Origin of the sequence: Stutzerimonas stutzeri, assembly GCF_024448985.1 — a bacterium.
Classification (GTDB): Bacteria; Pseudomonadota; Gammaproteobacteria; order Pseudomonadales; family Pseudomonadaceae; genus Stutzerimonas; species Stutzerimonas stutzeri_AP.
On the sequence record NZ_JAMOII010000002.1, the window covers coordinates 1 to 21,094 of the forward strand.

The 21,094-nt window shown below is 58.9% G+C and carries 22 protein-coding genes; 10 read left to right on the forward strand and 12 right to left on the reverse strand.

Features of this window, described 5'->3' with window-relative positions; translation table 11 throughout:
• Nucleotides 1–65: 65 nt before the first annotated feature.
• Nucleotides 66–629, reverse strand: a complete 564-nt coding sequence (gene pnuC, locus NA647_RS02785; RefSeq protein ID WP_256056318.1) for a nicotinamide riboside transporter PnuC — start codon at nucleotides 627–629, stop codon at nucleotides 66–68.
• A gap of 384 nt (nucleotides 630–1,013) precedes the next feature.
• Here pnuC and NA647_RS02790 point away from each other — a divergent pair, with 384 nt between their 5' ends.
• From NA647_RS02790 to NA647_RS02815, 6 genes are all read left to right on the forward strand, one after another.
• Nucleotides 1,014–1,370 (forward strand): DOPA 4,5-dioxygenase family protein, encoded by a 357-nt coding sequence (locus NA647_RS02790; protein ID WP_256056762.1) that lies wholly within the window; start codon nucleotides 1,014–1,016, stop codon nucleotides 1,368–1,370.
• 298 nt (nucleotides 1,371–1,668) lie between these two features.
• The gene (locus tag NA647_RS02795; protein WP_256056319.1) at nucleotides 1,669–2,481 is read left to right on the forward strand and encodes an AraC family transcriptional regulator; all 813 of its coding nucleotides are present in this window, start codon (nucleotides 1,669–1,671) and stop codon (nucleotides 2,479–2,481) included.
• Between the two features lie 97 nt (nucleotides 2,482–2,578).
• A complete protein-coding gene (locus NA647_RS02800) occupies nucleotides 2,579–2,959 on the forward strand; it encodes a cupin domain-containing protein (protein ID WP_256056320.1) in 381 nt (126 codons plus the stop codon).
• 454 nt (nucleotides 2,960–3,413) lie between these two features.
• Nucleotides 3,414–3,926 (forward strand): PAAR domain-containing protein, encoded by a 513-nt coding sequence (locus NA647_RS02805; protein WP_256056321.1) that lies wholly within the window; start codon nucleotides 3,414–3,416, stop codon nucleotides 3,924–3,926.
• A gap of 9 nt (nucleotides 3,927–3,935) precedes the next feature.
• Nucleotides 3,936–4,892: a DUF6402 family protein gene (locus NA647_RS02810; protein ID WP_256056322.1), complete on the forward strand. Its 957-nt coding sequence runs from the start codon at nucleotides 3,936–3,938 to the stop codon at nucleotides 4,890–4,892.
• Between the two features lies 1 nt (nucleotide 4,893).
• Nucleotides 4,894–5,304: a hypothetical protein gene (locus tag NA647_RS02815; protein WP_256056323.1), complete on the forward strand. Its 411-nt coding sequence runs from the start codon at nucleotides 4,894–4,896 to the stop codon at nucleotides 5,302–5,304.
• A gap of 500 nt (nucleotides 5,305–5,804) precedes the next feature.
• On the opposite strand, the gene NA647_RS02820 is transcribed toward NA647_RS02815, so the two are convergent.
• The 4 genes from NA647_RS02820 to NA647_RS02835 form a co-directional block, all read right to left on the reverse strand.
• Nucleotides 5,805–6,353, reverse strand: coding sequence for a HEPN domain-containing protein (locus tag NA647_RS02820; protein ID WP_256056324.1), 549 nt, complete (start codon nucleotides 6,351–6,353; stop codon nucleotides 5,805–5,807).
• Nucleotides 6,354–6,355: 2 nt separating this feature from the next.
• Nucleotides 6,356–7,552, reverse strand: coding sequence for a DUF262 domain-containing protein (locus NA647_RS02825; RefSeq protein ID WP_256056325.1), 1,197 nt, complete (start codon nucleotides 7,550–7,552; stop codon nucleotides 6,356–6,358).
• Between the two features lie 171 nt (nucleotides 7,553–7,723).
• Nucleotides 7,724–8,716, reverse strand: coding sequence for a hypothetical protein (locus NA647_RS02830; protein WP_256056326.1), 993 nt, complete (start codon nucleotides 8,714–8,716; stop codon nucleotides 7,724–7,726).
• Nucleotides 8,713–10,596, reverse strand: coding sequence for a 3'-5' exonuclease (locus NA647_RS02835; protein ID WP_256056327.1), 1,884 nt, complete (start codon nucleotides 10,594–10,596; stop codon nucleotides 8,713–8,715). Before NA647_RS02835 ends, NA647_RS02830 begins: the two co-directional genes overlap by 4 nt.
• Nucleotides 10,597–10,831: 235 nt before the next feature.
• Here NA647_RS02835 and NA647_RS02840 point away from each other — a divergent pair, with 235 nt between their 5' ends.
• Nucleotides 10,832–11,371, forward strand: coding sequence for a DUF421 domain-containing protein (locus tag NA647_RS02840; RefSeq protein ID WP_256056328.1), 540 nt, complete (start codon nucleotides 10,832–10,834; stop codon nucleotides 11,369–11,371).
• Between the two features lie 346 nt (nucleotides 11,372–11,717).
• Here the strand turns inward: NA647_RS02840 and NA647_RS02845 are convergent, their stop codons facing one another.
• The 4 genes from NA647_RS02845 to pbpG form a co-directional block, all read right to left on the reverse strand.
• On the reverse strand, nucleotides 11,718–11,918 hold the full coding sequence (locus NA647_RS02845) for a DUF2934 domain-containing protein (protein WP_256049469.1): 201 nt from the start codon (nucleotides 11,916–11,918) through the stop codon (nucleotides 11,718–11,720).
• Nucleotides 11,919–12,095: 177 nt separating this feature from the next.
• A complete protein-coding gene (locus NA647_RS02850; RefSeq protein WP_256056329.1) occupies nucleotides 12,096–12,719 on the reverse strand; it encodes a DUF4157 domain-containing protein in 624 nt (207 codons plus the stop codon).
• 111 nt (nucleotides 12,720–12,830) lie between these two features.
• Nucleotides 12,831–14,900: a maltose alpha-D-glucosyltransferase gene (gene treS, locus NA647_RS02855; protein ID WP_256056330.1), complete on the reverse strand. Its 2,070-nt coding sequence runs from the start codon at nucleotides 14,898–14,900 to the stop codon at nucleotides 12,831–12,833.
• A gap of 214 nt (nucleotides 14,901–15,114) precedes the next feature.
• Nucleotides 15,115–16,059 (reverse strand): D-alanyl-D-alanine endopeptidase, encoded by a 945-nt coding sequence (pbpG, locus tag NA647_RS02860; protein ID WP_256056331.1) that lies wholly within the window; start codon nucleotides 16,057–16,059, stop codon nucleotides 15,115–15,117.
• A gap of 394 nt (nucleotides 16,060–16,453) precedes the next feature.
• Between pbpG and NA647_RS02865 the strand changes: the two genes are divergently transcribed.
• Both NA647_RS02865 and NA647_RS02870 read left to right on the forward strand, forming a co-directional pair.
• A complete protein-coding gene (locus tag NA647_RS02865) occupies nucleotides 16,454–16,762 on the forward strand; it encodes a DUF883 family protein (protein ID WP_256056332.1) in 309 nt (102 codons plus the stop codon).
• A gap of 19 nt (nucleotides 16,763–16,781) precedes the next feature.
• A complete protein-coding gene (locus tag NA647_RS02870; RefSeq protein WP_256056333.1) occupies nucleotides 16,782–17,396 on the forward strand; it encodes an NAD(P)-dependent oxidoreductase in 615 nt (204 codons plus the stop codon).
• A gap of 159 nt (nucleotides 17,397–17,555) precedes the next feature.
• Here NA647_RS02870 and aroE read toward each other — a convergent pair whose 3' ends face one another.
• Entirely contained in the window at nucleotides 17,556–18,374 is an 819-nt protein-coding gene (gene aroE, locus NA647_RS02875) for a shikimate dehydrogenase (RefSeq protein ID WP_256056334.1), read from the reverse strand.
• 44 nt (nucleotides 18,375–18,418) lie between these two features.
• On the reverse strand, nucleotides 18,419–19,348 hold the full coding sequence (gene hemF / locus NA647_RS02880) for an oxygen-dependent coproporphyrinogen oxidase (protein ID WP_256056335.1): 930 nt from the start codon (nucleotides 19,346–19,348) through the stop codon (nucleotides 18,419–18,421).
• Between the two features lie 120 nt (nucleotides 19,349–19,468).
• Here hemF and NA647_RS02885 point away from each other — a divergent pair, with 120 nt between their 5' ends.
• Nucleotides 19,469–20,446 (forward strand): quinone oxidoreductase family protein, encoded by a 978-nt coding sequence (locus NA647_RS02885; protein ID WP_256056336.1) that lies wholly within the window; start codon nucleotides 19,469–19,471, stop codon nucleotides 20,444–20,446.
• A 76-nt stretch (nucleotides 20,447–20,522) separates the two neighbouring features.
• Here NA647_RS02885 and NA647_RS02890 read toward each other — a convergent pair whose 3' ends face one another.
• Nucleotides 20,523–21,080 (reverse strand): L-threonylcarbamoyladenylate synthase, encoded by a 558-nt coding sequence (locus NA647_RS02890; RefSeq protein WP_256056337.1) that lies wholly within the window; start codon nucleotides 21,078–21,080, stop codon nucleotides 20,523–20,525.
• Nucleotides 21,081–21,094: the final 14 nt, after the last annotated feature.

The window sequence follows — 21,094 nt, forward strand, 5'->3', positions numbered from 1 at the left end:
AGACAACACCGTTCTGGTGGGCTGAAGCCCACCCTGCATTTCTAGGTGCATGCGAGCACTGGATCTTACTGAACCGTCGCCCTCGCCTGCCGCCACTCACGCAGGCCCATCACCGCCAGCAGCGTGAACAACCCGTACAGCCCCGCGGTGAGCCAGTACGCCTGAAAGAGGAAGAACGCTACATAGAGCACGTCCACCACTATCCACAATACCCAGCACTGCCAGCGCTTGAGCGCCATCCACAGCTGTGCGAGCAGGCTGAACGCCGTCAAGGCCGCATCCGGCCAGGGATAGGCCGCTTCGGTAGCCGTCGCCATCAACAGCCCAAGCCCGACACTGCCCAGCGTCGCCACAAGCAGTCCCGCGCCCACCTCCAGTGCCGTCGCACCCACCACGGGCCGCCCGCCGTCCCCTCCGCTACCCCGCGTCCACTGCCACCAGCCATACAGCTGCATGGCGGCGAACACACCGTTGAGTAACACCTGCGAATACAAGCGCGCCTCGAAAAAGAACCAGCCATAAAGCGACACCATCACCAGCCCAATGGGCCAGCACAGCGGGTTCTGGCGCACGGTGAGCCAGACGGCAAGCACGCCGAGGGCGGAGGCGATGAGTTCGAGGGTGGTCATGGGAGGGGTCAGTAGCGGTTGCGGTCGGGCATGATACGACAGACGCTCGGCGCTATTTGACGCACTCCTGTTGCTGCAAAGATAAACGCACAGGTTGCGCCCGCTCCACATAGCTGAATGACGAGCAACCGGAGCGTAATTCAACGTTCGGATGGGCGTATCCGGTGCGGGGGCGATGGCCGCGGCCGTGTCGCGGTTAACGACGTAAGCGCCTCCGGCGATTCCGTCACACGAAACGCAATCGGCCATACCCCGATATTTGTACTTTTGATCCACGCTTACACGCAGCGCACTGAAACTATCGGTCCCTACACCTTAGTTACCTACAAACATGACCCGTCCGGAGGGCAAGTGAAAGAATCTGATACGTCCATGTCGACGCAAATGGCAGACTTTGAAAGCATCTGTGGGTACCACGCACACGTTTATTTCATGACCAGCGAACAGGAGCAGACGGCGCAGTGGATTCGCTCGCAGATCGCGGAGCGATACCCGGACGTGCGAATCGGGCGTTGGCATGAACGCCCCGTCGGACCGCATAGCCAGCCGATGTATCAGCTGGCCATTTCAGTAGCGGACATGCCGAGCGTACTGCCGTGGTTGATGTGCAACCAGCGTGGCCTTTCCATCCTGATCCATCCCGAAACGCGGGATGCCTACCGAGAGCATGCCGAGTACGCGGCTTGGCTGGGTACACCGCTGCCCTTGAACCTGGGCGCCCTGCCTCGCACGACTAGCTAGCTGCCACTTCGCTGTGCTCGGCATACGGACGTTGTGCTCGGTAGCCATTCTCGTGGGCTAAAGCAGATCGCAGCCCGGCGCACCCTACCTATCATTCAGCCGGTTGGTAATTCAGCGCTCAGAGAAACATGGATGCGGTAGCGGATAGAAACTTATGAGATGGAAGCGCCTCGCGATATACCACGGAAGCAGCTGCGGCAATCTCATCTTACGAAGCAATCCGCCACACAGAGACCACGCTAACAAGCGCCCCTTTCGATGGGTATGCTTCAACCTCGTATCTATGTAGCGCAGCGCGATGAACAGACTCAGCACAGACCGCGACTGGCTTGCGCGCGCCACGCCCTCGACGAAGATGGAGCGCATCGAAGCCTATTTCCGCGGTCACGGCTATACGCCCCATCGACACGACACCTACGCCATCGGCACCACGTTGTCGGGCGTGCAGAGCTTTCATTATCGACAATCGATGCGGCATAGCCTGCCGGGCGGCACGATCGTGCTCCACCCGGACGAGGTCCATGATGGCGAGGCCGGTACAGAGGCCGGCTTCCGCTATCGAATGCTCTACATCGAACCGTCGTTGATTCAGGACGTGCTGGGCGGCGAGCCGTTGCCCTTCATACCGGGCGGGCTGTCGAATGACCCTCGGCTGCTTTCAGCCACCCGGCGCTTGCTTTACAGCCTGGACGCCGCACTCGACCCGCTCGAAGAAGACGACGCCATCTACGACCTGGCGCAAGCGCTAAAGGCTGCGGCGGGCAAGCCACGGGGACGTCAGGCCGTTGATTACGTGGCGGCTGAGCGGGCCCGTGCGTTCATCCATGACGCACTGGGCGAAGGCATCACCCTGGATGCCCTGGTGCAGGCCAGCGGTCGCGACCGCTGGAGCCTGTCGCGTGATTTCCGTGCGCTGTACGGCACCAGCCCCTACCGCTACATCACCCAACGGCGCCTTGCCGAGGCACGCAACCGAATGCTGGCAGGTCAGTCGCTAACCGATGCGGCGCTTGCGAGCGGCTTTTTCGATCAAGCCCACATGACCCGGCTGTTCACCCAGACCTTCGGCATATCCCCTGCCCGTTGGTTGAAGATGCTCAAGCACCGGTAGCCCACCCAATCGGTGCTTGCACGATCATGCAATACGGATCGACCGGTACAGCGATAGCGTAGTGGGCAACTACCGCACCCCACTCGCGAGCCCCGCCATGAACACTCAGAACCCTCCCTACTCCGCCATCAACTTCGCCGATAAATTTGCGCTGTTCCGAGACCAATGGGCACAAAAGGTCGTCGCCGAAATGAACGACTACCAGTTCAAACTCGCCCGGCTAGAGGGCGATTTCATCTGGCATCAGCATGCCGACACCGATGAAACCTTCATCGTGCTGGAGGGCGAGCTCGTGATCGAGTTTCGAGACGGTGAGGTCACCGTGCGCGCCGGTGAGATGTATGTGGTGAAGAAAGGGATAGAGCACAAGCCCCATGCGCCGAAGGAGGTGAAGCTGCTGCTGATTGAGCCCAGGGGCGTGTTGAATACTGGTGATGAGACGAATGAGCGGACGGCGGTGAATGATGTTTGGATCTAATCCATAGCTGCCAAAAAAGGCGTGTGGGCAGATCAATAAAGTTCTGCCGCTTTCCTGCTCAAACAATCTGTAGGGTGGGCCGGGCGGCGTTCCGCTTCAGCCCACCAACCATCCAAGGCACCCTCCGGGCGAGCACGCGGACATCGCATGCAGTATCGAGCATGGCGTCGCCAATATCTGATCGCCGAGTGGACAAAAAAAGCGTTGTCCACCCTACGTCACTGAGAATGATGTTTGGATCTGATTCGGAGCGACGAGCAAGCGAAGAGGACAGATGAATAAGTCTGTCCCCTTTTCCTGTTGGTTCGCGGTGGCTGACGCAAAGCGCCCTCGGCAGCGCCATCAGCTGGCGAAAACGTTAACAAGTTGGACTCCTTGGGATGGCGGAGTCGATGAGCTCCGCCAGACTTGTTAGGGTCTTGAGCCTCACTCATGGATTACGAAAGGAACTCGTATGGCCAAGCCCGCTGCCCGCTTATCCGACACCCACTCCTGCCCTATCCCCGGTCACGGTTCCAACCCGATAGCGGTTGGTTCGCCGGACGTCTTGTTCAACAACCTACCTGCTGCCCGAGTCGGTGACACCAGTAACTGCGGTGGCGCGATATCAGAAGGCGAAGCCACGATTTTGGTTAACGGCAAGCCGGTTGCATTCCTCGGCAGCCCCACCACGCACGGAGGCAGTATCGTGACTGGCTCCGGCAACATCCTGGTCGGCTCGTCGGTGAGCACGGCGCCCTTCACCGCGCCAGCGCCGATGCCTAACCAGTTGGACGAGCATTTTGTGCTCAGCGATAGCGATACCGGTCTGCCTTTGGCCAACCGCCCTTACAAGCTGAAGACGGCCTCCGGCAACGTCATCGAAGGGGTCACTGATGAGCACGGTAAGACCAAACGTGCCGCGGCCTACACGGCCGAGACCGTGTCCGTCGAGTTCGCGCCACAAACCGAAATCTACATTGGCTGAGGGCGCAGCATGTCGAGCACGGAGCCATTAGTCGCACAATCGAACCTGAGCCCTGCGAGCAATACGCAAGGCACCCCCGTTCAGGCCAGGCTATTCAAGATCACTGACATTCCGGCAGCCATGGATGCCATCGATTGGCCGGTTTCCGCCGCGCTGATGCGCCACTGGTTTCAGGGGCAACCCTGGCCAACGGAAAATGGCGGCATGTCGCAGCGGGTCAAGGAGCACGCCGAATGGCCCCCAGCGCAGTACATCGAGGAAAGCATCGTCAAGATGAGTTGGGTGGCCGGTTTCGAAAAGGTCCAGCCGGTTCTCGCCGAGCTGCGCAGAAGCTGGAACAACGCCGCCGCCATGGGTGAGATTCGTAAACATCTGCTCAAGGCCTATGGCGACAAGGGGCTCGGCTGCCATCGCCTGGTTTTCCCGAACCTGGCGAGCGCGGTGGAGCGCTTCGGCTACTTCAACTCACGCGCGATCACCTTTTCCAAATGGAGCAGCGAAGGTCTCAACGACCTGCGCGGAGCGCTGGCGGACTTCAACCTGCGGGTGGCGGCCGAGGGCGACGTAGAGGTTCATGCAGATCGCATCCTGTTTCGCCCGAGAACATTGCTGTTCTATGCCGAGGACAATTACGACTTCAACGACGACGGCTCGGTGTTCAGCCAGCCGCTGGGCTACTGGAACTTCGATGGCATCGCTCCCAGCCTGCTGGCGGCCACGGCGCACAATGCCGGCGTCGATGCCGTCTCCCGCGGCATCATGCAGCGGTCGTTGTTCAACATGAGTGAGCAGAACCAAAGGCGCTATATAGACGAGCAGCGCAAACGCTACATGCTTGTGTTGAACAGACATTTCGCCGATTACCGGGCCAGATACAAACGAGGCGGAGACTTCCGCGTGTTTTCCGATCTGCTACGCGAACCCTTGCCACCTGGCACGCCCGCCATCACCCTGCCGAAACACTGACATGAATAAAGCCATTCTCGCTGTATGCAGCCTTCTCGCCGCGCTCGCCCTGCTCTTTGGCTGGAGCCTTAACGATGCACTGAGCGCGCCGCCGTCGGTTTCGCAAGTCAGTCCGCAAGGCGGCCATTTGATCGAAAGCGTGCCGGTACAGGGCCTGCTCGCCCCTGGCGGTGGCCTGTCGTATCTGCGCATCGTCGACCGTGCGGATCGGTCGAAAGTATTTCGCAGCCCGCTCTTTACCAGCCGCTCAGTGGACATGCGGACGAGCGAGGACAACCAAAGCCTGGGCGTGACCTGGATCGCCTTCGACAAGCGCACCCATGGCTTTACCCTGAGCATCCCTCAATGGCGCCCGGACTGGCGCAATATCTTCTTCAGCAATACGCCTTATGAGGTCGTGCCGAACGGGTGAGTCATAAGAGGGGGCAGTTGAAGCTAAGTGCGACATGGCTGGATAGAAATCGGGCGGACATAATGCCGCAGCGGTGCCAGACCATTTCAGACGCGCCGGGATATTAAGGACGCGACAGGGGGCAGAAAATAGATCTGTCCCCTCACTGGACGAATGAGCGGACTGCTGTGAATGATGTTTGGATTCGATTAGGGGCGGCCAGCAGAGGTAGATAGGATGGATAAATCCATACCTGTATTTCTATGCCTCCTTTCTGTCGATTTGTCAGGTGGGCTTCAACCCACCGCCCATCCAAGGAACCACCCGGCGTGCGGGTATGTCATTCCATGAGTTTCAAGCGAGGCGTTGTTATCATGTAATCGCCGCATGGACAAAAAAGCGTTGTCCACCCTACGTCGCCACACCCGCCTGCATGATCGAAGCCCCGCCATTGCGTAGGGTGGAAAACGGCGAAGCCTTTTCCACGCGTCACATCCAGGCTACCTCGCTACCTCGCTTTGTTAATTAACTGCATCATCAGCGTTGGGATCGGGCTTCATCGCCAACCCTGCCCTTAGCATTAAAACGAAATATTTCGCCAGCAGGTGTAATTCATATATCTCCTCAGATGTTTTTTCAATGGTGTACTGCCCGAAATTCTGATGTACAAGCCTATTACGCTCGGCTCCAATTTCAATAAAGGCTTTAATTGCTTTATCAAGCGCATCGTCCATCGTTATTAACTTGCAAAACTCAGTTTTGAAATCTTCGCCAAACAAACCGAGAAACGCATTGCAATTTTTTGAATCCCAATTGAATAGGCTATGATATTGTCTTGCTAGGCCTTTCTTTTGCACAAAAGATACTATCCTGTGATCGTTTTTCGTAACTTCTTGGGCTAGAGATACTATAATATTTGTTATCTCGGTCTCAAAAAAACTGGCAGACGCAAGTAGCACGGACTTCCTGAAGTTAGAGTCAGCTGCACTCTTCAATGAAATCTCACCACTTCCCATAAGAAACTCATCGATTTCTTTAACTTGACCATATAGAACTTGGACAGTATCCATAGTCAAGCTCCGAGATAGCTTTCGACGACTTCAAACCGCTTTATGACGTTAGCTGTATTCATGGTCCCAGCTACACAGGCTGCGGCGAAACCATCGTCATCAAGGATACTGCAAACTACATCGTTTGAAATTTTCGCTTCTATTAAAACGTGGTCTGCACGTCGTTTATTCGCGAGCACCGCAAATAAAGATTCCAAAACAAAAATATTAAACCTTCTAGATTTCGAGCTTACAAACAAACTAGCATCTACTTCAGCGATAGATTGTAGGAATGATATAAATAGCTTTTCTAATAAAAGGATTTGCTCAACATCGAATTTTTTTGCTTTTTTTGAAAAAATATTTAGGAAATTTGCCAATGATGGCTTGTAGCTTTTATACGCGTCAGCCATGGCGAAACAACGTATTAAAAGCTCATTATCCTTCATATGTATATCTAGATCCTGCATGCCTAGAACTCTCCGCCACTCCGGATGATAATTAAGCCTAGCCACCATTGAGAAGAATTCTGAATGATAAAGACAAGCTCTAATTTCTTGTGGTCGTAGATTCACACCGCCTGAGTTTAGCCTGTTGAATATTTCGTATATAGCAGAGTCCCCGTCCTTTGGGGCGTTCTGCTTGACGATGATATTTCTGATAGGTCTCAGATCAAACTGAGACTTATAATCCCCCAACGTTGAGTAATTTAAACCATGAAATTTGTTTTTATGTGCGTCCGCGACTTTCGATAATATAAGCTTAAATGGCTGAAAGTATTCGTCATCTTCAAGAACCTCGTCAGGAATACCGTTATGCTCAGTAAAAATTCTCCTGATTTCGGCGCGCTTTTCTTTCCTTGGAAACCTTTTTTTAATGAAATAGAAAATGGACATCATGCGCTGCTGTCCGTCAATAACAAGAAACTTATTTCTACCACTCTCATATAGAAATAGCTGAGGGACTGGCAAACCTAATAATAACGACTCAATCAGCTTGGATGCCTTCTTTATATCCCAAACAAAGTTTCTTTGAAAGCCCGGTATGATTATCGAGCCAGAATCTATGAAACTATTAATCGTCATTACATTGAAGTCATTCGGCGTTGCGGTAAGGTCATACTCGTCTATCTGGAACTCAGTATCTAACTCTTCTTGCTCTTCCTCTACATTTAACTGTGAGGAATGGTCTTCGTAAAGGTCATCTTTGTTTTCAATCATATTCTTAGCACTCTCACTAGTATTAAGCTTTAACGTAGTTGCTTTGATTACAAAACAGGTACATATCAATTTTTTCAGCAGGATGGTCCATCAATGATGATAAAACTGTACCTGCCCCTAAAATAACAAAATCTGCCAAACAAATCGTTCGCTTTATCAATTGGCGATTCTTTAAATGAACAAACTGCCTTGTCCTTCGATATATTTTTTTGCATGACGGTATTTTTTTCCTTGTATTGTTTCAACCGATAAAGGACCGTCAACTTTTTCAATCACGGTTGTGACAGCATATCCGGTGATCTTAACATCCCCAACTTCGTCTAGCTCGCGCTCTATACGTAACACACATAGGATGGATGACCCATGCTGAAAACTAATACTGTCTAGCAACACCATATCTTTAAAAGCCAAATCTAGCATGTCAAAGCCAATTGGCTGACCGTTGTACAAACCTTTCCACTTATATTTACCTTCCTTTAATACAGGAGAAACTATCTCAATTTCTGCCTCGACCTCTTCAGCTTTTAGCTTATTGCTATTTAGCACATGCTTTCTAAAATCATGCCTTTCTACCTGTCGCTCTGCAAAGCGCGGAACAAAGTCCGAATCAAGAATAGCAAATCCGATTTTAGTGACTTCAGATCGCTGGCTAAGCATGGAATAAAAATTTGATTTTCGCTTGATTATTCTTAAATTTTTAGAAAGATTATTAGAAATATTTTCTGCTTTTTCAGGAGCAGGGCTTGATCCATTTGCCTCTTCCCGTAAATTTTCGATATTTAGCTTAGCCTCTTCTATCAGTAACCTGTTTAGCTCTTTTTCCAGTTCCTCTTTCTCGGACTTGTGCAGCATGGGCGCTAAAGTAAGCATCAGCTGGGCCACCATAAGCACCACTGTGATTGCATTCGCATTGCCTTTGATAACGTCCCAAAAATCCCGAAAACCACCTTCCCTTGCTGCAGTTGCAATTAGCTCTGCCTCGACATCTAAGATCGCAGCAATTTCTGTGACTATCGCTAACAACTCAGCCTCGCACTTATTTCTAAGAAGCGCATTTATTTGGTGCGCCCCATCTCTCAAGTAATAGTGCAATTCAAACTTGTTGGCAATTTCCATATCCACATACCCATTGTAAAAATAAGAGAACAGGTTGATTTTAATCACGCATATCTCTGCTGCAGTTCCCCAAGCCCCTCCCTTACCCCACCAATCGCCTCCTGCACTCTCTTCGTAAAATCCGAATGCGCCTGATACGTCATCACTAACCGATCAATCGCCCGCGTCATCGCCACATACAGCAACCGCGCTTCATCCGCTTCGGCCTCGCCCTTCTTCGGCATTTCACCCAGGCCCGGGACCAGCACCAGCCCGAATTCCAGGCCTTTGCTGGAGTGCATGCTGACGATCTTCACGCTGTCTTCGCTGCCGTAGAGTTCACCGCGGCCTTTGGAACTGGTGCCTGAAGCGTAGGCGATGCCGGCTTGGGTCAGGGCGCGTCCGGCGGCTTCGGCCTGGGCGTTGTTGCGGTAGATGATGGCCATGTCGTTGAGCACGCGGCCGTTGGCCTGTTCGTCGCGGATGCGGGTGACGAGGCAGTCCCATTCCTGCCAGTGGCCTTCGCAGTGGATGAGTTCGGGGAAGGCGCCGCGGCGGCCGGCGCTTTCGGGGACGATGATGGGGACGCCGTCTTCACCGGCATCGCGGCCGGAGAGCAGTTCGGTGGCGAAGGCGCGGGCGACCGAGAGCACTTCTAGCGTGTTGCGGTAGTTGAGTTTGAGGATGGTGGTGCGGCCCTGGGCCTGGATGCCGACGCTGGCGAAGCTGAAGTCCAGCCCGGTCTTCTTGCCCTTACCGCGGTAGATGGACTGGGCGTCGTCGTAGAGCACCAGCAGCGCGTTGGTGGCAGGATCGACCATCTGAACGACGAGCTTGAACCACTCCGGTGCGAAGTCGTGGCCTTCGTCGATCAGCACGGCGGAGTATTGCGCGCGCGGGATCTGGCCACGGTCGACGCCGTCGATGGTGAGCTGAATCATCTGCTCCATCTTCTGGCCGACCGGCAGGCGCGGGCTGGGCTTGTCCACCTGGTAGGCCGTGAGCATGTCGGAGCACCACGCATGGAAGTTGCGCACGCTGACCTTCTCGCCCAGGCCTTTCTCCTCCAGCACTTGGCACAACCGGCCTGCCAGGGACTTGTTGTAGCAGAGCACCAGAATCGGCTTGGGCGAGACCTTGGCCAGCTGTTCGCAGCGGTAGCCGAGGATCATGGTCTTGCCGCTGCCGGCCGCACCGTGGATAACGCGATGGCCTTCGCCCAGTGAGCGGGCAAGTTGTTCCTGCTGGAGGTCCATCACCTTGATGAGGCTTGGGATCGGCACGTCGCCATCGGCAAACAAGCCAAACTGGCCGGGCAGGGCGCTGACGCGGACCTCGGGGTATAGGTGATAGCGCACGCGGTCGATCTGCGGCAGCGTCAGGGTGCAGGGAAACACGTGAGGGAACATGTTCCACAGCCGCTGCTGAAAGGCTTCCGGATCGGCCGTTTCGGTCATTTCATCTTGGAAGATGACACGCTGCGGGTCGAGCACGTCGTGGAGGTCGGTCTGTTCGAACTGGCGGCGAGTGATATTGGTCAGCACCACGCCCCAGCCCCACGGCATGATCAATTCGCCCGGCCGGGGTGAGCTTTTGCTCTGGCGCAGCAGCGGGTCCTTCTTCAGCACCATGTCGACTTCTTTGACGTAGGTGTGAGCTTGCAGCATCGGGTTGGCCACGGTCTTGAGGCCGCTGCTGGTGTGCAGGGTGGCCTGGCCGTGATTCATGCTCTGGATGGTGGCGAGCTTCCAGTCCTTGACCTCAAGCACAAGGATGCCGCGCCGCGGATGCAGCACGACGAAGTCGGGGTAGCGGGCCTTGGGGCCGACCGGGACGTTGCTCCAGCAGAGGTAGTCGTCTTCGAGCAGCTTTTCCAGCCGCTCGGCAAAGCGGCGTTCGCCAGGCGTATCGAACTGGCATTGCGACCGAACGGGGAAGAAGCGCGCCATCTGTACCTTCCTTGGTAGCGGACCGGTGCAGATCGTAGCGTCGCAGCGGAACCGTGAACGAATGCGCAGGTGCTGCGCGTGATGGCACATTAACCACTGCTTACGTACGGGTAAAGCAGACGATGGATTAATCCCGACTTTTCACGCCGGCTCCTGACGCGCGGTCATTCGCGCCATTTGCACTTTCCCCTTGCCAACCCTGTCCACCCTGCATGACCCACTTGCGGAGGTGATCATGGAAGGCATGTTTTTCAGTAGCGGAACGACGCTGATACGCACACTGGTGGTTGGCGTGCTGGCCTATATCAGCCTGATCTTGCTGTTGCGCCTTTCGGGGCGGCGTACGTTGTCGAAAATGAATGCGTTCGATCTGGTGGTAACGGTGGCGCTGGGGTCGACCTTTGCGACGATTCTGCTCAATCGCAATGTGTCGCTGGCCGAGGGGGTGCTGGCCTTCGCGCTGTTGATCGGGCTGCAGTATGTGGTCACCTGGTCGAGCGTGCGGGTGGCGTGGGTGCGGCGTACGGTGACGGGTGAGCCGGCGCTGCTGTTCTATCGCGGGCGCTTTCTCGGCGACGCCTTGCGCGCGGCGCGGGTGACCCAGGACGAGGTGCGTGCCGCGGCGCGCAGTCAGGGGCTGGCCGCGCTGGATGGCATCGAGGCGGTGGTGCTGGAGACCGATGGCAGTTTTAGCGTGATTACCGATGGCGCGGGCGAAAGCCGTTCCACGCTGGACGGGGTGAATATTCCAAGGCCGAATGAAAAGGGCGTTTAAGGCCCTGGCAGGGTGCCGCGGCGGCTGATCGACAGGCCTATGCCCAGGCGACCGCGCCGGTCCGGTTGCCACAACGGACTGGCATTGCGACCGAATGGGGAAGAAGCGGGCCATCTTTAGCTTCCATGGTGACGGGCCGGATGCCCCGTCGTGGTGGCCGCTTTTGGCTTAAGCCGAGCGGCTTGTTGGTGATCCGCGTGCGCAATTCCAGACGCGTGCGCGCCACGTTACCGATGCGTTTGACGGGCAAAGCGTCGCCGCCGATGAATCGCTATTTTTGGGTTATCAAACGTATGGCTAGGCAGGATGCGAGCCCGCTTGGCGCAGGCTCGCATGGAAGTAGAGCTTACTTTTGCTCGTCTGAAGACTTGGGCATAGGGATCGCGACACTACTTTCAACACTGCCGGCCGTGGCATCGCCTTCCTTGTAGAAGGGCTCCATCTCGTCTCTTGCTTGCGCCCAGTGTTCGCCTTCCTGTCCTTCCGGTCGGCCTTTGGCCTCCCAAATTTCGTATGCCTTTTCACGAATGCGTTGTTCGTCGCTCATCTCGCTCACCTCGCCGTGTGGATTAAGCCGGCATCGGCCGCAACGTTGCCTTGGACGTCGTCGACCCACCTGTTCAGCAGAGAGGGGTAACGCGAAGATGGTTCCGATATTCCTTGCGCAGCCGACGAACCGACTGTTCGCTGATGCCCATGGCGAACGTTGTGCGGCTTCGCTTGATTACTGGCGCGGGCCGGTTGCAGTGGCAGGCGTCTGCTCTCGTTCGATTTCGATCTGCAAGGCGTAGGCGGGGCGTTCGACGCTGCGATGGTCGCGGGTATAGCGCCGGGCGAATTCGCCGACCCCCCATTGCAGATATTGCTCGACGTGCTTGAGCTCATGAGCCCAGAGCGCGACGTTGTCGAGGGCATCCGCCTCGTTGCGAAAGACGATGATGTCGATCAGCGTCACGGCAGTGACGTCGGGGTGTTGCAGCAGAGTATTGGCGGCGTTGAGCACGGCGTCATCGCCCACCCGGTAACGTGCCGTTTCCAGCACGGCAAGATCGAAGCGCGACTCAAGCTGCGAGCGGATATGCAGCGGTATCGGATGGCTCTCCTGTAGCGCCAGCTGGTCACGGGATTGGCGTATCCAGGTTTCCAGTCCGGCGGCGGCCAGCCATTGCACCTGCTCGTAAAACGCCTCGGTATCGCGTGGCGAGCCGGGCAGGCAGACACAAACGCCCAGGCAGATGGGCTGCTCGCCCGGCGGGCAAGCGGTCTGGGCGGGCGCCGCGGTGGCGTAAAAGCAGGCAGCGCCAAGCAATACTTGGCGGAACAGGCGAAGGGCAGCGGTGAAGGGCACGCGAATGACTCTCGGATCAGAGATGCGGACGGCACCGAGGGGTGCCGGACGGCGCGCACTATAGCCGCGCCGTCTAGCGCGGCGAAGGGCCAGTCACGCCGTCACCCTCGGTTAAAGCACCGACGAAGCCGCACTCACCACGCGCAACGCCAGCCCTTCATAGGGATCGAGGTTGAGGGTCACTTCGCAATTGTCGGTCAGGTCGCCCTCGACCCGCTCATGGATGATGTCCACCACCGGGCCGGGCGCGATGCCGGGCAGGCAGAGGGTTTCACTGATCGGCTCGGCGCTGAAATTCAGTGCGGTAATCTGTACACCCTTGCCAGCCGGCAGCTCATGCACCATGACCAGCAGCCCTGGCGTCTGGACGTCGGGAATCATGATTTGCTTGCTCGCGGCTATGTCATAGGCGCGACGGACGCTGAGGATGTGCTTGAGCTGACAGGCGAAGGAGCCAGGGCGCTGCAACTGTTCGACCAGGCTGCCGTAGAGCGAGCGCGCCTTGGGCAAACCTTCGGTTGAAGCGTCGGCCTCGGGTGCGAGGTCGGCCAGGTCGTAGGCACCGCGGTGCAGCCAGCGGGTATCGCCGTCGCCCATCAGGTGTGCAACCTGCTCGGCTTCCAGCGGCAGGGCGCCGACCAGGTCCCAGCCGGAGAGGGCGAACACACCGGGCTGCATGGCGTTGAACATGACCAACAGGATATGCAGGCGTTGGATCTGTTCGATCTCGGCCGCGCCGATGGTGTTCAGGTCGCGAATGCCCAGCGCGGCGGTAATCACGCTCACGGTGGTGCAGGACACGCCATTGGTGACGAACTTGAGGTTGTAGGGCGCGTGCTCACCGGTCAGCCGCTCGTACATTTCCTCGCGGATGTGCTCGCGCAAGATGCCGCCCGACAAAGTCTGGCCGTGGTAGTGGTAATGGTCGTAGGCATGAAGCGTCCAGAAGTGCACCAGCTCCAAGGTCAGCTCGTCGTGGTTCTGCATCGCGTGGATCAGCGAGGCCGGGTCGATGCCGAAGGCGTGAACCTCGCGCAGCATCAGCCGCAGGAACTCGGTGTCGCCGGTCAGCAGCGCATGGTGGTAGGCCGGGCGGGTGATGAAGTCATAGGAAAGGTCGGCGCCGCCATGGGACATGCTGGCGATGTCGTCGATAGTCAGATTCAGCTCCTGGAAGCTGAAGCCGCCGGCCTTGCGGATGGTGCTCGCGATCAGCTGGTTGCCGGTGACCGACAACGGGTGACTTTCAGACCAGGCGGTGCCCTCGGCACGGCGCTCGACCCCGAGAAAACCGTTGGCATCCAGCCGCAGCACGCGCGCGCCTGACACGTCGATGGCATGCAGGGCATCGCCGATGATCAGTTGCTGCGCAGCGAAGGTCGGGTCGAGCCAGTTCAGCGAGGGCTGACCTTCCTTGAAATAATGCAGGTACACCCAGCGGCGGCGCTTGCCGTCCACGCCGGTCACAACCCCGGTGGCGCTCCAGTCGGTGTCCTTGATCCCCGGTTCGAAGAAGATCACCCGCTGCAGCTGGCCGACGATGTAGTGCTTGTCCTTGAGCTGGTCGACCACCGGCGGCGCGAGGTTGACCGAATCGCGGCCGGCTGGCACCTCGGGCAGCAAGGGCCAGTCCTCCTCGTTGATCTCCACCATGTGGTACAGGCCCGGATAGTCCCCGTAGGCCATCTCGGCCAGCCGGAAATCGGCGCCCTTGCCAGTGTGCGCAGGGACGATGTCGTCGATGACGATGGCATTGTGCGCGGCGGCCATGCGGCTGAGCTGCAGCATTTCCGCCTCGGTGCCGAGATTGGGGTCGATATCGAAGCTGATGCGGTCGAAGTTGCCGTCGATGGTCGGGGTGAATTCACGCCCGCGCAGACCGCCGGAGCGTTTCATCGGGCCGTTGTGAATGCCTTGCACGCCAAGTTCGGAAAGCGCGCTCCACAGGCGGTCGTCGCCCAGCGCCTGCAGCACCGAGCCGCCTTCCGGCGTGATGATGGCGGCAGGGTAGGCGGTGAACCACACCGAGGAAATCGCGCTCGCATCGCGCGGTCGCGCCTGGGCGTAGGGGCGCTGCCAGAGTCGGGCTTGCCCGGCATAGAGACGGGCCCGCTCGCGGGCTGTACGAAGCATGGATTGGCTTTCCAGCCATTCGATGTAATTGCTGTCTGGTGTGCTCATAGCGACGTTCGTTTCCCGGTGCGCTGAGGGACGATGTTGTCGTTTGAGTCGGACGCACCGGCATCGTTGCATCAAGAGTGCGATGCGTTGAAGCCAGACGCTCGTTGCCGGTTAGTCAGTGTAGGAGCCAGCTCGCGAACTGCCGCGTCGTGCAGCCCTGTTCGCGAGCAAGCTCGCTCCTACGCGTCTTGGCTCGCCTTCTCGCGGGGGCGCTTCAACGCTCGGAAAGCACCGCAGCCGCCGCATCGCCAGGTTGCCCGGCCAGTTGGCGCGCGGCCTGCTTCTGCTGCTTGTAAGCCAGCGCGGCAGGCGCCACTGGCGTGACCTTGCCGGTCTCAAGCCATTTCTTTAGACGACTGGCATCGGCCATGTGGGTGTACTTGCCGAACGCATCGAGCACGACGAAGGCCACTTCGCGTTGATCCATGACGGTGCGCATCACCAGGCAGTGGCCGGCGGCGTTGGTGAAGCCGGTCTTGGTTAGCTGGATGCTCCAGCCGGGTTTGCGCACCAGGGCGTTGGTGTTGCGAAAACCGAGGGTGTAGTTGGGCTTGTGGAAGGCGACGGTCTTTTCGTCCGTGGTGCTGAATTGTTCGATCAGCGGATAGCCCTGGCTGGCCTTGAGCAGCTTGACCAGATCACTGGCGCTGGAGACGTTCAGCTCGGACAGGCCGGTCGGTTCGACATAGCGTGTGTGGGTCATGCCCAGCGCCAGCGCCTTGGCGTTCATGGCCTGGATAAATGCGGCGTAACCGCCCGGATAGTGATGCGCGAGGCTGGCGGCAGCGCGATTCTCGGAGGACATCAGGGTCAACAGCAGCATCTCGCGGCGGCTGATCTCACTGCCAATACGCACCCGCGAGAACACGCCTTGCATTTCCTGCGCATCACGGATGGTAACGGGCAGTCGTTGATCGAGAGGCAGCTTGGCATCGAGCACGACCATCGCCGTCATCAGCTTGGTCACCGATGCGATGGGCACCACCCAGTCGGGATTGCTCGAATAGAGCACTTCGTTGCTGTTGAGATCGATCAGCAGGGCACTGCTGGAGGCCAGCTCTTGTTGCACGGTCGATTGTGGGGCAGCGCTCACCGCCGGAGACGCGATGACGCTGCCGCAAGCAAGCAGCAGGCCGAGGATGGATTGACGAAATTTCAAAATGGACACCGATGAATTGGCATTGAAGAAAGACGCGCCGAGGCCGACAGACGCGGCGCGCATTTTATAGATAAACCCGAACCGCGCCTTATATTTCTGCACGTTCGGCACCGTTACCACCAGTTTGCGGGCATACCGCTGCGCTTGTTATTCCGCGAATGTGGCGACGCTCAACGCAGCGCTGCAGAGTGTAGAAGAACATTGCGAGCCTCGCTTGGAGTCGGGTGGGCCATTCCCTCGCTATCGGCAGCGGGGCGCAGCCAACCAATCAGCCCGACGGACGGGAACCCGCGCGGATGCTGCTGGTCCGCTACCTACCAGGACGATGCCGGGAGGCTGCACCTTCGCCCGCCCATGGGGTCCAAACAGCACATTCAAACGGGGAGGACCGATTATGTCCCGCTTCAGCAAGCCCACCACACGCGACGAAATCGAGCGCGAGATCCACAACCTGATGACGGCGCTCGACGAGCTCAAGCACGACGCGAGCCGTGGTTCACGGCATCGCTTCGATTCCCTGCGCTCGCGTGCCGAGTCGCTGTGGCACGACGCCGATCTGGACGCGCACTATCGTGATCTCTCCAAGCGAAGCCGCGAAGCCAGCCGCCTGGCTAAGGATTGCGTACGCGAACATCCGCTGAGCACTCTGGCGCTGGCCGCCGGTGCAGTGGCGCTGATTGGCTATCTGGCCACACGTCGGTAGTCGTTAGAGGCATCCGCTCATGCTCAACGCCGAGACGCCGCGCCTCAAGTTCGCCCTGTACGGGGCTCATTCCAGCCTGGGCAACGCCTTGTTGTGCGAGTTGCTGAGCCGGCAGCACGAAGCCGTGGCGCTGGTCAACGACCTCAACTCGATGACCGCGCGTCCCGGACTGCGGGCCAAGCCCGGCGACCTGTTCGATGCCACCAGCGTCGCGCGCAGTGTCGCCGGCATGCATGGGGTGATCTGCCTGTTCGACAGCCCCTCGGTTCCCACCGCTCCAGGCGCCGCCGCCGTGGGGCAGCCGCAGGATCTGTATCAGGCGGTGGAGACGCTGCTGTCAGGGCTACGTGAGGTGGGCGTCGAACGCCTGCTGCTGGTGGCAGACTTCACCGCCCATGCCGATGAGCCAGAAGTCATGGCCGCCTTGCAAATACTCGCCGCCGAGCATTCGCTGAAATGGACCCTGGTGGATGCCAACAGCGCGGGTGAGGATTTGTCGATCGAAGACTTCACCAATCTCGAAGGGATGGACACCGAGGACCGTCGCGTGCAGCTGCGACGCATCGCGGCGGGCATGGTCGACGAGCTGGAGAACCCGCAGCACCTGCATCAGGAAATCCGCTTTCGTATCTGATCTGAAGCCTGTTTCGTGAAGCGGTGACGGCTCGGAGCGCTTACCTGAAGTCGTGCCGTTCCATTGGCGTGCATTCGCCGCGGGGCGAAGCTTTTGCTCTTGTGTTGGCAGGTTCCGAATTCGCCGCGAGGCGCGCCTCCTACAGACTGGTGCGCACCGTCAGGCCGCGAGCTGGCGGCGCAGCTCAGCCAGCACCGGCGCCGACTCCGGGCGCACACCACGCCATAGCTCGAAGGCCGCCGCAGCCTGTTCGACCAGCATGCCCAACCCATCGCGGGTGACCGCGCCGCGTGCTGCGGCCCATTCACAAAAGGGTGTGGGTTTGGCGTCATACATCATGTCGTAGCAGAAGGTTTCGCCGGCATGGATCAGGCCTTCGGCCAGCGGCGGCAAATCTCCACCGAGACTGGCCGAGGTGCCATTGATGATCACATCGAAGTGGCCTTCCAGCTGCTCGAAGGCGCTCGCGCTCACCGCACCCAGCTCGTCGAATTCCGTGGCCAACCGCTCGGCCTTTGCCAGGGTGCGATTGGCGATCACCAGTGCGCTGGGGCGCTGAGCCAGCAGCGGTTCGAGTACGCCACGCACCGCGCCACCCGCGCCCAGCAACAGGATGCGTTTGCCCTGCAGATCGATGCCGGCGTTATCCAGCAGATCGCGCACCAGGCCGATGCCGTCGGTGTTGTCGCCTAGCAGGGTGCCGTCATCGAGTTTCTGCAGGGTATTCACCGCACCAGCACGACGTGCGCGTTCGGTCAGTTGATCGGCCAGCCGATAAGCGTCTTCCTTGAAGGGCACGGTGACGTTGGCGCCCCGGCCTTCGGTGAAGAACTGACGGGCATTGCCGGCGAAATCGTCCAGCGGCGCCAGCAGGGGCTCGTAGCTGAGCGACTGGCCCGTCTGCTCTGCGAACAGGCGATGAATCTGCGGCGACTTGCTGTGGCCGATGGGGTTGCCGAATACGCCGTAGCGATCCATGGGATTCCTTAGCTGGAAGCTTAAAGCCGGAAGCTTGAAGCTTTTTACTCCCAGCTTCCAGCTTCAGGCTTCAGCCAGTCGCGATCCGTCAAAAAGTATTCGGTCAGCCGCGCTTCCGGCGTGCCGGGCTCGGGGTGCTTGTCGTAGCCCCAAGCGACCTGCGGCGGCAGCGACATCAGGATCGATTCGGTGCGCCCACCCGATTGCAGGCCGAACAGCGTGCCGCGGTCGTAGACCAGGTTGTATTCCACGTAGCGACCGCGGCGCAGCAGCTGGAATTCCCGTTCACGCTCACCGAAGGGCATGGCCTTGCGCTTGCGCACGATGGGCAGGTAGGCCTCGATATAGGCATCACCGACCGCGCGCATGAAGGCGAAGCTGGTATCGAAATCCCATTGGTTGAGGTCATCGAAGAACAGCCCACCAACGCCGCGCGGTTCGTTGCGATGCTTGATATGGAAGTAGCGGTCGCACCATTCCTTGTAGCGCGGATAAACATCGGCGCCGAAGGGGGCGCAGGCGTCACGGGCGACCCGATGCCAATGCACGCAGTCTTCATCGAAGCCGTAATAGGGCGTCAGATCGAAGCCACCACCGAACCACCAGACCGGCTCTTCGCCTTCCTTCTCGGCAATGAAGAAGCGCACGTTGGCGTGGGAAGTCGGCACGTAGGGGTTGTTCGGGTGAATCACCAGTGACACGCCCAGTGCCTCGAAGCCGCGCCCGGCCAACTCGGGGCGATGCGCGCTGGCCGAGGGCGGCAGACCGCTGCCGTGCACGTGGGAGAAATTCACCCCACCTTTTTCGATCAGTGCGCCGCTCTCGATCACTCGGGTCCGTCCACCGCCGCCGGCCGGGCGGGTCCAGGCGTCCTCGACGAAGCGCGCGCCGCCGTCTTCGGCTTCCAGCGCGGCGCAGATACGATCCTGCAGATCGAGCAGGTAGGCTTTGACGGCTTCGGTTCGGTCGTTCACGAGATCACCTTGGCAAGAGGAGGGCAGTGCGATGAAGCGAGCAAGCATATCATCCGCCCGGTTGACGAATGCCCGCCGGAGGGGTTGGATAGCCTCCTTTATGCCCGCCAGGAGCTCTTCATGTCGCAGCGTATCCAGTTCAGCCAGCACGGTGGTCCCGAGGTTCTCGAACAGGTCAAGGTCGAGGTTCCCGTCCCCGCCGCCGGTGAGGTTCGCGTGCGCAACCACGCTATCGGTCTGAATTTCATCGACACCTATTTCCGCAGCGGCTTGTATGCGCCGCCGAGCCTGCCCTCGGGGCTGGGCACCGAAGGTGCAGGGGTGATCGAGGCGGTGGGCGAGGGCGTCGATCAATGGCAGGTTGGTGATCGCGTCGCCTACGCCACCGGTCCTTTGGGTGCCTACGGCGAGCATCACGTGCTGCCGGCGCGGCATCTAGTGAACCTACCGGAAGCGATCAGCTTCGAGCAGGCAGCCGCAGTGATGCTCAAGGGCCTGACCACGCAATACCTGCTGCGTCAGGTGCATCCGCTGCAGGCAGGCGAAACCATTCTGTTCCACGCGGCGGCCGGTGGCGTCGGCTCGATTGCCTGCCAGTGGGCGAACGCATTGGGCGCACGGCTGATCGGCGTGGTCGGTTCGGCGGAAAAGGCCGAACGCGCCAAGGCGCTGGGCGCCTGGGCCACCATCGACCGCACCCGCGAGGACGTGGTGCAGCGAGTCATGGAGCTGACCGATGGCCAGAAATGTCCGGTGGTCTACGACTCGGTGGGCAAGAGCAGCTGGGAAGTTTCGCTCGATTGCGTCGCGCCGCGCGGGCTGCTGGTCAGCTTCGGCAATGCCTCGGGCGCGGTGACTGGAGTCAACCTCGGCGTGCTGGCGCAGAAGGGCTCGCTGTTCGTTACCCGACCGATCCTGGCCGGCTACGCGGACACGGCGCCACGGTTGCAGGCGATGGCAGCCGAGCTGTTCGAAATGATCGCCAGCGGCAAGATCAAGGTGGAGATCGGCCAGCGCTTTGCGCTCAGTGAAGCGGCCGAAGCACAGCGGCTGCTGGCCGAGGGACGCACTACGGGGTCGACGATTCTGGTGCCGTAATGCAGCTGGAAGCTGGAAAGTACTTTGAGACTCCCAGGCTTTTTCTTCCAGCTTCAGGCTTCAAACTGCTTTTAAGCTAACTTGCCCGTATGACTTCTCCGCTACGTACATCCCGGATGGTGCTGGGATTGCGCCTCCCACCCAGCCGGCCACCGAGCACTGCGTCGAGCTGGCGAGGAAAATACTGCTCGACGCGCAAACGTGTACGGGCCGATGGGCGCCCGGCGGGATTTGCCGAGGTGGATACCAGCGGACCCGTCAGCTCGCAAAGCCGCGCGACCAATGGGTGATCGCTGACGCGCAAGGCCACGCTGTCATGTTTGCCGGTAATCCACTCGGGTAGGCGCTGCTGGTGCGGTATCAGCCAGGTATTGGGACCAGGCCAACTGCCCGCCAGGCGATCCAGCCAGCGCTCGGGCAGGTCTTCCAGAAGAAAATCGAACTGCTCGATGCGGTCAGCCACCAGAATCAAACCCTTCTCCACCGGACGATCCTTCAGCGCCAGCAACCGGTGCACTGCTTCGCTGTTCCAGGGATCGCAACCCAGCCCCCAAACGGCTTCTGTCGGATAGGCGATGACACCGCCGTTTCTGACCGCCCGAGCCGCCTGTTGCACACGCCAGTTACCGACCATCGCCACCTCCGCTG

Excerpts from the sequence above, each read along its gene's own strand:
- pnuC (WP_256056318.1), bottom strand. The coding sequence starts at position 629 with ATGACCACCCTCGAACTCATCGCCTCCGCCCTCGGCGTGCTTGCCGTC.
- NA647_RS02790 (WP_256056762.1), top strand. The coding sequence starts at position 1,014 with ATGGCAGACTTTGAAAGCATCTGTGGGTACCACGCACACGTTTATTTC.
- NA647_RS02795 (WP_256056319.1), top strand. The coding sequence starts at position 1,669 with ATGAACAGACTCAGCACAGACCGCGACTGGCTTGCGCGCGCCACGCCC.
- NA647_RS02800 (WP_256056320.1), top strand. The coding sequence starts at position 2,579 with ATGAACACTCAGAACCCTCCCTACTCCGCCATCAACTTCGCCGATAAA.
- NA647_RS02805 (WP_256056321.1), top strand. The coding sequence starts at position 3,414 with ATGGCCAAGCCCGCTGCCCGCTTATCCGACACCCACTCCTGCCCTATC.
- NA647_RS02810 (WP_256056322.1), top strand. The coding sequence starts at position 3,936 with ATGTCGAGCACGGAGCCATTAGTCGCACAATCGAACCTGAGCCCTGCG.
- NA647_RS02815 (WP_256056323.1), top strand. The coding sequence starts at position 4,894 with ATGAATAAAGCCATTCTCGCTGTATGCAGCCTTCTCGCCGCGCTCGCC.
- NA647_RS02820 (WP_256056324.1), bottom strand. The coding sequence starts at position 6,353 with ATGGATACTGTCCAAGTTCTATATGGTCAAGTTAAAGAAATCGATGAG.
- NA647_RS02825 (WP_256056325.1), bottom strand. The coding sequence starts at position 7,552 with ATGATTGAAAACAAAGATGACCTTTACGAAGACCATTCCTCACAGTTA.
- NA647_RS02835 (WP_256056327.1), bottom strand. The coding sequence starts at position 10,596 with ATGGCGCGCTTCTTCCCCGTTCGGTCGCAATGCCAGTTCGATACGCCT.
- NA647_RS02840 (WP_256056328.1), top strand. The coding sequence starts at position 10,832 with ATGGAAGGCATGTTTTTCAGTAGCGGAACGACGCTGATACGCACACTG.
- NA647_RS02845 (WP_256049469.1), bottom strand. The coding sequence starts at position 11,918 with ATGAGCGACGAACAACGCATTCGTGAAAAGGCATACGAAATTTGGGAG.
- treS (WP_256056330.1), bottom strand. The coding sequence starts at position 14,900 with ATGAGCACACCAGACAGCAATTACATCGAATGGCTGGAAAGCCAATCC.
- NA647_RS02865 (WP_256056332.1), top strand. The coding sequence starts at position 16,454 with ATGTCCCGCTTCAGCAAGCCCACCACACGCGACGAAATCGAGCGCGAG.
- NA647_RS02870 (WP_256056333.1), top strand. The coding sequence starts at position 16,782 with ATGCTCAACGCCGAGACGCCGCGCCTCAAGTTCGCCCTGTACGGGGCT.
- aroE (WP_256056334.1), bottom strand. The coding sequence starts at position 18,374 with ATGGATCGCTACGGCGTATTCGGCAACCCCATCGGCCACAGCAAGTCG.
- NA647_RS02885 (WP_256056336.1), top strand. The coding sequence starts at position 19,469 with ATGTCGCAGCGTATCCAGTTCAGCCAGCACGGTGGTCCCGAGGTTCTC.
- NA647_RS02890 (WP_256056337.1), bottom strand. The coding sequence starts at position 21,080 with ATGGTCGGTAACTGGCGTGTGCAACAGGCGGCTCGGGCGGTCAGAAAC.